The 7302-nt window shown below is 58.5% G+C and carries 10 protein-coding genes; 4 read left to right on the top strand and 6 right to left on the bottom strand.

Annotated elements, in window-relative coordinates:
- Nucleotides 1-145: 145 nt before the first annotated feature.
- The 5 genes from ACE3PH_RS15660 to ACE3PH_RS15640 form a co-directional block, all read right to left on the bottom strand.
- The gene (locus ACE3PH_RS15660) at nt 146-544 is read right to left on the bottom strand and encodes a type II toxin-antitoxin system VapC family toxin (RefSeq protein WP_374320764.1); all 399 of its coding nucleotides are present in this window, start codon (nt 542-544) and stop codon (nt 146-148) included.
- Between the two features lie 14 nt (nt 545-558).
- On the bottom strand, nt 559-816 hold the full coding sequence (locus ACE3PH_RS15655; protein WP_374320762.1) for a type II toxin-antitoxin system Phd/YefM family antitoxin: 258 nt from the start codon (nt 814-816) through the stop codon (nt 559-561).
- Nucleotides 817-1019: 203 nt separating this feature from the next.
- Nucleotides 1020-1274, bottom strand: coding sequence for a Txe/YoeB family addiction module toxin (locus ACE3PH_RS15650; protein WP_374320760.1), 255 nt, complete (start codon nt 1272-1274; stop codon nt 1020-1022).
- Nucleotides 1271-1522 carry a type II toxin-antitoxin system Phd/YefM family antitoxin gene (locus ACE3PH_RS15645; RefSeq protein WP_374320758.1) on the bottom strand — a complete coding sequence of 84 codons (252 nt, stop codon included), beginning with the start codon at nt 1520-1522 and terminating at the stop codon, nt 1271-1273. Before ACE3PH_RS15645 ends, ACE3PH_RS15650 begins: the two co-directional genes overlap by 4 nt.
- 259 nt (nt 1523-1781) lie before the next feature.
- Nucleotides 1782-2111 (bottom strand): type II toxin-antitoxin system Phd/YefM family antitoxin, encoded by a 330-nt coding sequence (locus ACE3PH_RS15640; protein ID WP_374320756.1) that lies wholly within the window; start codon nt 2109-2111, stop codon nt 1782-1784.
- Between ACE3PH_RS15640 and ACE3PH_RS15635 the strand changes: the two genes are divergently transcribed.
- The gene (locus tag ACE3PH_RS15635; protein WP_374320754.1) at nt 2061-2579 is read left to right on the top strand and encodes a hypothetical protein; all 519 of its coding nucleotides are present in this window, start codon (nt 2061-2063) and stop codon (nt 2577-2579) included. The genes ACE3PH_RS15640 and ACE3PH_RS15635 overlap by 51 nt on opposite strands.
- A gap of 100 nt (nt 2580-2679) precedes the next feature.
- Here ACE3PH_RS15635 and ACE3PH_RS15630 read toward each other — a convergent pair whose 3' ends face one another.
- A complete protein-coding gene (locus ACE3PH_RS15630; RefSeq protein ID WP_374320752.1) occupies nt 2680-3840 on the bottom strand; it encodes a hypothetical protein in 1161 nt (386 codons plus the stop codon).
- 138 nt (nt 3841-3978) lie between these two features.
- Between ACE3PH_RS15630 and ACE3PH_RS15625 the strand changes: the two genes are divergently transcribed.
- The 3 genes from ACE3PH_RS15625 (at nt 3979) to ACE3PH_RS15615 (ending at nt 7286) form a co-directional block, all read left to right on the top strand.
- Entirely contained in the window at nt 3979-4857 is an 879-nt protein-coding gene (locus ACE3PH_RS15625) for a hypothetical protein (RefSeq protein WP_374320750.1), read from the top strand.
- A gap of 226 nt (nt 4858-5083) precedes the next feature.
- Nucleotides 5084-6148, top strand: a complete 1065-nt coding sequence (locus ACE3PH_RS15620; RefSeq protein WP_374320748.1) for an FIST N-terminal domain-containing protein — start codon at nt 5084-5086, stop codon at nt 6146-6148.
- On the top strand, nt 6141-7286 hold the full coding sequence (locus tag ACE3PH_RS15615) for a diguanylate cyclase (RefSeq protein ID WP_374320746.1): 1146 nt from the start codon (nt 6141-6143) through the stop codon (nt 7284-7286). The genes ACE3PH_RS15620 and ACE3PH_RS15615 overlap by 8 nt, the downstream gene beginning before the upstream one ends.
- The last annotated feature ends 16 nt before the right edge of the window (nt 7287-7302 follow it).

The raw sequence follows: 7302 nt of genomic DNA, 5'->3' as shown, positions 1-7302 counted from the left end.
CCATGGACTTCCCCTTCCGGATGAAAAACAGATGAGTTATTCGCACTTCCCATCTTGGTCATTTCAGACCGGTTGCCAAGCTCACCCTTGGCTAGTTCGGGACGGGGAAGTCCCTTTCATTCGTTAGCCCTCAGGCACAACACGCCTACGCCGAGGCAAATGGATTGAATACTTCCAGCCCCAACGCATTGAAATCGCTGACGTTTCGCGTTGCCACGGTCAGACCGTGCACTTGGGCTGTCGCAGCAATCATCGCGTCCTCATAAAGCGTATCGGACTTCCTGTGCATCAATCGCGCCCACGCTCGGAAGGTTGCCGCATCCATCGGCAGCACGTTGTAGCTGCCGGCAACCAGCTCAAGCCAGCCTTCAATCTCTTGCGCCTTGCTGGCGTCTTGTTCGCGCGTCAGCTCAATGCCGGCTTGAATCTCTCCCAGGGTCACTGCGGACACATGGAGCTGAGCATCGTCCAACGATTGCAGCCAGGCCACCACGCCGCCATGCGGGCGTTGCCTGCGTAGTTCCGAAACCACATTGGTGTCCAACAGGAACTTCCTCGTCACAGCATGGGCTCCACCTTACGGCGCGAGGCCTGGCCACGAGCAGGCAGCGTCAGATCTGTCCGCGCATCGTCAGACAGCAGGAGCTGCTTGAGCGAGGGGCGCGCCGCCGACTGGAGCCTGCGCCACTCTTCCACAGGAATGAGCACGGCGGCTTCGGCGCCTCGTCGTGTCACCATCTGTGGTCCTTCGTGCAGGCAAGCATCCAAGAACTCGCTGAAACGTGCTTTTGCATCCTGAACTGGCCACGTATGCATCACCATCCCCATCGAACTAGTCATTCAACTAGTCTGCATCACTTATCAGCACAAGTCAAACAACCTCTGGTGGCCCAACCCGGGCTAACAGGTCGATGCACGCGGACGCCAACACTAGCCATGCCTTCGGCATTCTCATGGCCTGTATTGGTACCCTCCGCACTTCGCGCTCCGGCGCCAGTTAACTAATACGTAATACCGCGTTAATAGTGGTACCGTAACTGGGCAATCAGCATTGAATCGCCGTCAATTTTGTAAACCATGCGGTGTTCGTCGGTGATTCTTCTAGACCAATATCCAGCCAGCGCGTGCTTCAAAGGCTCGGGCTTGCCAATCCCGGCGAAGGGTTCGCGCTGCGCCTCTTTGATCAGCTTATTGATGCGCTCCACCATTCGCCTGTCTTGTTGTTGCCAGTACAAATAGTCATCCCATGCCGCATCAGCGAAGATCAACTTCATTCGGCCAGCTGTCGTTCCGTGCCTGCACCAGCATTCAGCCGCTCAATGGCGCCCATCAGCCGTTTGGCATTGGCAGGGCTGCGCAGAAGGTAGGCCGTCTCTTCAAGGGCAGTGAAGTCCTCAAGAGAGATCATCACAACGGACCGTTGGCCATTGCGAGTGATGATCAGTGCTTCATGGTCTTCGCACACGCGATCCATGGTGCTGGCCAAGTTGGCGCGCGCAGACGAGTACGAGATGGCATCCATGATTGGAGGGCTCCAGTGTTGTACGCAATATTGTACAAGTGCACTATTACGACTGTCCAGCGCTACGGCCAGGCTGCCCGGCAATCATTGCATCCTCATAAAGCGTATCGGACTTCCTGTGCATCAATCGCGCCCAGAATCACTGCGGACAAATGCAACTGAGCATCATCCAACGATTGCAGCCAAGCCACCACACCGCCGTGTGGGCGTTGTCTGCGCAGTTCCGAAACCAAGTTGGTATCCAACAGGTACTTCCGCGTCACAGCATGGGCTCCACCTTGCGGCGCGTGGCTTGTCCACGAGCAGGTAGCGCAAGGTCTGTTCGCGCATCGTCAGACAGCAGTAGCTGCGTGAGCGAGGGCCGCGCCGCCGACTGGAGCCTGCGCCACTCATCCACAGGAACGAGCACTGCGGCTTCTGCGCCTCGTCGTGTCACCATCTGCGGCCCTTCGTGCAGGCAAGCATCCAAGAACTCACTGAAACGTGCCTTTGCATCCTGAACTGGCCATGCCTTCCTTCGGCCCCACACAATTCCGCCATGCTTTATCTCAAGTGCACCCAAGAAGTCCAAAAGGTTGTCGGCCTGCATAAGGCGAACCTCGCTTCGCCAGAGCCATCCGAGGCGCCCTTGGGCAATTGGTACGTCAATCGATTCAATCTTGGGCGTCGCAAGGCCTACATCTTCATGAGTGAGACAACGCTGTTGTCATTCATCCTGTTCCAAGGCAAGAAGCCCGTTACCATCGAGTCATTGCCGAACATGTTGCTCGCTGGGCTTGAGCAGTTGCTTCAAATGAAGGGGTTGCCTGCATCAGCCATCGACAAAGCGTTCAAGCATTACGACGCAGGGCTGTATGCCAAGACCGATAGCCGCTCAGACCTCGGTTCGTTGAATGATCTCGTCAATCACTATCAGTGGCGCGTCGAGAGTGAAGGCGGGTTGTCGCACTGTGACCTGACTGGCATCATCATGAGCATTAACGACATGCCTCAAAGGCGTATCGGGTGGCAAACATCCTGGGATGCCGTTCAAAGCAGGCTATGCCCACCCAATTAAAAGCATGGCCGTAGATTGACACGTGAAGTGCAACACCATGGCCAGTCAATCACCACCTAGCGTGCACAAAGCTTGGCTGGGCTCTCACCCTAGACAGCAGCTAGCGAACAACCCCGACCAATCGCTTGGCACGTGACACGCCACGCTTTGTCCCTGCCGCGATCAAGCCAAGTACACGGCCACTCACCCCCACACGCCCGCCATGCCGCGCAATGCTGTCGAGTGTGTCAATGGAGTTATCGGATGGCGATGGTTTGTAGGCGTTGTAAACCAGCTTTTCAGCCAGAAACCAGCGCGTCTTCTTGAAGGCTTCGACGTTGAATGAGGGCGCCAGCGCATCCAGGCAGCCCATGGCTTCCGCGCGGAACAGCAACTCGGAGCATTTTTTGCACTGCCCACAGTTGATGAAACCACCTTTGCGGTCAACCGAACGCAAACAGGTGTTGAGGTAGCCCATCAACTCCGGATGTGTCAACAGCAACTCGAATTTACTGGAGCGGGTGTGTCGGAACCCGGATGAATAGATCTCCAAGCCACTGTTGCTCATCATGGGGAAGGTGATGGGGTCAAAGGCGCCCATGTCGGCCATCTGATCCAGGCACCCCATGTGAACATAATCGGTGCCTGAGGCATAGGTGACTTTGCGTGCCACGCCCCCCTTGAGTGCCCACGCCGCCGCGGCACCCCGACACGAGTATGCATTCGGGTAAGCAGGCCCCCCGAATTCCCCCATATTGGAGGTCAGCCTGACGAGCGGCAAAGCGCGGTCTTTTGCGAATCGCTCAACCAGTTCAAGGTCATGCGCTTGTTTGGCTTCGCCCCTTCCAAAAGCACCTATGTCATTGAACAGCAGGGCCTCGGGCTGCAATGCGGGAGGCGAGTCCGGGCCGGACAACTCGGCGTAGGCAGTCAAGGCGTCCAGGCCGCAGCTCATGGCCAACACATGGCGCCCTATCGCCACGTCCGGATGCACGAACGATTTCGTGGGCGCCATGATCTTGACTGGCTTCAAGCTGCTGTAGCGGCTGCAGAGAAATGGAACCAGCTGCGTATTGAGGTTGTAGAGCAGTTGTCCATCCACTGGCGCTTCGCATACCAGGTTCTGGCCTGTAGCCATGCATGGCATGAGCAAGGCCAGAACAAACGCTTCTGGCTGGGCCTCTATCTCGTCGAGAGACAAGGTGTCGCACTCCACCCGAAAGCTCAGTGCGCGTTGCGTGAGGCCGTCCAGAACGAGTGCCGTATGCTCAACAGCATGCAAGTCGCGGCGAATTGTCGTTATTTGACCTATTTTCAATACTTCTGAAGTCATAAATTCGCCAACACTGGCCATTTCCACTTGTTGAGATGCAATCGCATTGCCACAATGTTACCGACTGTGTATGAACGGTAACAGCACGTGTACGAAGCAGTATTCATTCACCACCGCCCGCCTTTGCGGAACATCGGCGACGAATTGTGCTCCCCCCGGCACTACTTCCGCTTTGTGGCGTCAGAGCGCCCCGTCACCGTCATGGGGGGTGGCGTGTTCCAGGACCTTGGCGAAAAAACAGTCGCTCGCCTGGGGCTGGTGCCCGAGCAGGTTGTGTTGTGGGGTGTGGGCCGCTCCAACAAACGAGCGGCATCACGGCTGATACCGATCAATGATCTGCCCTACCCGGCGTGGGGTCTGCGAGACCGTGATGGCGTGACCGATGAAGCGCATTTTCTGCCTTGCGTCAGTTGTCTACACCCCATGTTGGACCAGTCCATTGCGGGCGATGGCACGCTGTTGTTCGTGAATGCCGACCCTCGGGTCACCCGACCTCATGACACCCGTGCCTTGCAGCGCCTGGCCAAGGCCAAAGGTTGGCAGTTTCTGCAAAACAGCTGCTCGGACGAAGACATGGCCGCGGCGCTCCAAAGCAACCGACGCGTCATCACCAACTCGTTCCATGGCGCCTACTGGTCTCTGCTATCCGGCCACGAGGTGCAAGTGGTCGGCTACTCGTCAAAATTCGAAAGCCTGCTGAGCACCTTGGGCGCCAATGCCCACCAAATGCTGCGCTATCAGAAGCCTCGCAAATATGCCCTTAGACGCTGGCTGGCCCGGCTGAGTCAGGCTGGCAGTCTGGTGCACCAGATTCAGCGATGCGCCACGGCCGATCAATGGATTCGCCTGGATGATGCCAAGGCGGTCCGGGAGCGCTTTCGTCGGATCAATCTGCGGTTCGCCGAAAAGCTGACTTCTGCGCAACTTTTCAAGCGTGTAGAGCTGATCCAGCCCGTTGACTGCTGAGACCGGGCCATTCCTTGTGCAGGAATGGGCGTCCGCCTCTTTTTCGTCAGGGTGAACGCCTGCCCTTATCCTGAAAATCGCCGATAGAGTGGATTCACAACACCGGCGCCAGGCCTAGGACTGGCATTCAGGAGGGTTTCTCGAAATGAGTCCCGATAGCCACATTCGGGCCGGGCAGACAACTCTGTCGGACTCCATTGCCGCAGTTCGGGCATTTCATTGCGCTGTGCACCAAACCCAAATGGCGCTGGTGGTGTTCTTCTGTTCGCGCAGCCACGATCTGGATGTGGTCGCACGCGAAATGGCGAAGCTGTTTGGCACGGTTCCCGTGGTGGGTTGCACTTCCGCCGGAGAAATTGGCCCTGTCGGTTACACCGAACATGCACTGTCGGGGTTCAGCCTGGGGCAGCGGGCCTTTCAGACCGCTGTGGGCTGCATAGAAGACGTCAGAGGCGTCGACTTGCCGGAGGGGCGGCAGTTCGTAGCCGATCTCCAGCAGCGGTTGCATGCCCAGCCGCATCACTCCAAGGCCAGCAACCACTTCGCCTTGATGCTGATCGACGGCCTGACGATGCGGGAGGAAAGAGTCACACGGGCCATTCAAACAGCACTGGGACACGTTCCCTTGCTTGGCGGCTCGGCTGCCGACGGCATGGACTTCCAGCGCACCGAGGTGTATGCCAATGGCCAGTTTGGCACCGGCCGTGCGGTGGTGCTGCTGATTGCCACCGCATTGCCCGTTCAGAGCTTCAAGATTCAGCACTTTGTGCCCACAGCCCAGCGCTTGGTGGTCACAGAAGCTGATGCCCCCAACCGGCTGGTCAAGGAAATCAACGGGCGACCTGCCGCGCAGGCGTATGCCGACCTGATTGACGTCGACATAGGCGCGCTGGACGCCCCCCAGTTTGCCGCCGCCCCCTTGATGGTGCTGATCGATGGCTCCGCCTATATCCGCTCCATCCAGAAAGCGAACCCGGATGGCAGCCTGACCTTCTTTTGTGCCATTGAGGAGGGCATGGTGCTTCGGGTTGCACGCGGATGCGACCTGCTTGGCAACATGAGGCAGTCCTTCAATGACATCCGCCACGTCATTGGCGATCCGCTGTTGACCATTGCCTTCGACTGCATTTTGCGCAAACTCGAGAACATCCGCACAGGTTGTGCCGACGAGGTCGCAGACGTGTTTCGAGCCAACCGCGCTGTGGGGCTGAACACCTATGGAGAGCAGTATTGCGGTGTCCACGTGACGCAGACCCTGACCGGCGTGGCCATTGGAGCACCTCGTGGCTGAGCCAGGCCCATCCTCGACCACACCCCACACCGATGAGGCCACAGCGCTTCGAGCGGAAATTACCCGACTGAACAAGATGGTCGAGGCACTGATGAACCGCGTAGAGCAATGCGCCCACGCCCAGGGCTCCGACTTCGGCCTGCTGCAAACCACCGTGATGCTGGAAGAACAGGTGCAACGACGCACCGCCGACCTGGAGGCAGCGCTGCGCGCGAACGAGGCCATGAACCAGGAGTTGAGTCGCTCGGAAGCCCGGTTCCGGGGGCTGGCCAATCAGTCCATGGTCGGCATTGGCGTGGCGGAACAAGGGCTTGTCACCTACATCAACCCGCGACTGGAAGAGATGTACGGCTACTCGCTGGAGGAGCTTCAGCAGATGGACCCGCTCAGCATCGTCGTGGAAGAAGATCGCCCGCTAACGGCTGAGCTGGCGCGCAAGCGCTGGCGGGGCGAACTGGATCAGGTTCATCACACCTTCCGTGCGCGCCGCAAGGACGGGGCAGTGGTCAACGTGGAAATACACGGCAGCACCATGCGGCTGGACAGTGGCATTGCCCTGATCAGCATGGCACTGGACATCACCGAGCGCGTGCGGGTGGAGAAGGAAGTCCTGGCCCTGCAAAGCTTGCTGCGCGAGCAGTCCATCAGAGATGCCTTGACCGGCCTGTACAACCGCCGACATCTTGAAGAGGCGCTGGCCAGAGAGTTGTCAATTGCCCAGCGCTACCAGCGCCCGGTCAGCCTGGTCATTGCCGACGTCGACCATTTCAAGGCGGTCAATGACCAATTTGGTCACCCCGCAGGCGATGAGGTGCTGCGACAGGTGGCAGGGCTGCTCAAAAGCCATGCGCGCACCAGCGACATCTTCTGCCGTTACGGCGGAGAAGAATTCATGATGGTGATGCCCGGCATGCCCAAGGAGGCGGCTGTCATCCGCGCCGAACAGCTCCGCCAGGACATCGCGGCCAGCGCCATCCGTTATGGCAGCGCATCGATTCCGATCACCTCGTCTTTTGGGGTGGCCAGCTATGCGGTGGACGGCCACAATGTGGAGCAACTCATTGCCGCAGCCGACAAAGCTTTGTATGCGGCCAAACACCGCGGACGCAACCAGGTCTGTTCAGAGGACAATGGCTGACCGCCCTGCAGCCCAT

The organism is Aquabacterium sp., assembly GCF_041909175.1.
Lineage (GTDB): Bacteria > Pseudomonadota > Gammaproteobacteria > Burkholderiales > Burkholderiaceae_C > Aquabacterium.
The sequence above is the reverse complement of the archived record's forward strand: the minus strand, read 5'-3'. Positions and strand labels throughout refer to the sequence as shown.

What these genes read in the sequence shown, in the direction of transcription:
- ACE3PH_RS15655 (WP_374320762.1), bottom strand. Translation starts at nt 816, where the DNA reads ATGCATACGTGGCCAGTTCAGGATGCAAAAGCACGTTTCAGCGAGTTC.
- ACE3PH_RS15650 (WP_374320760.1), bottom strand. Translation starts at nt 1,274, where the DNA reads ATGAAGTTGATCTTCGCTGATGCGGCATGGGATGACTATTTGTACTGG.
- ACE3PH_RS15645 (WP_374320758.1), bottom strand. Translation starts at nt 1,522, where the DNA reads ATGGATGCCATCTCGTACTCGTCTGCGCGCGCCAACTTGGCCAGCACC.
- ACE3PH_RS15635 (WP_374320754.1), top strand. Translation starts at nt 2,061, where the DNA reads ATGCTTTATCTCAAGTGCACCCAAGAAGTCCAAAAGGTTGTCGGCCTG.
- ACE3PH_RS15640 (WP_374320756.1), bottom strand. Translation starts at nt 2,111, where the DNA reads ATGCAGGCCGACAACCTTTTGGACTTCTTGGGTGCACTTGAGATAAAG.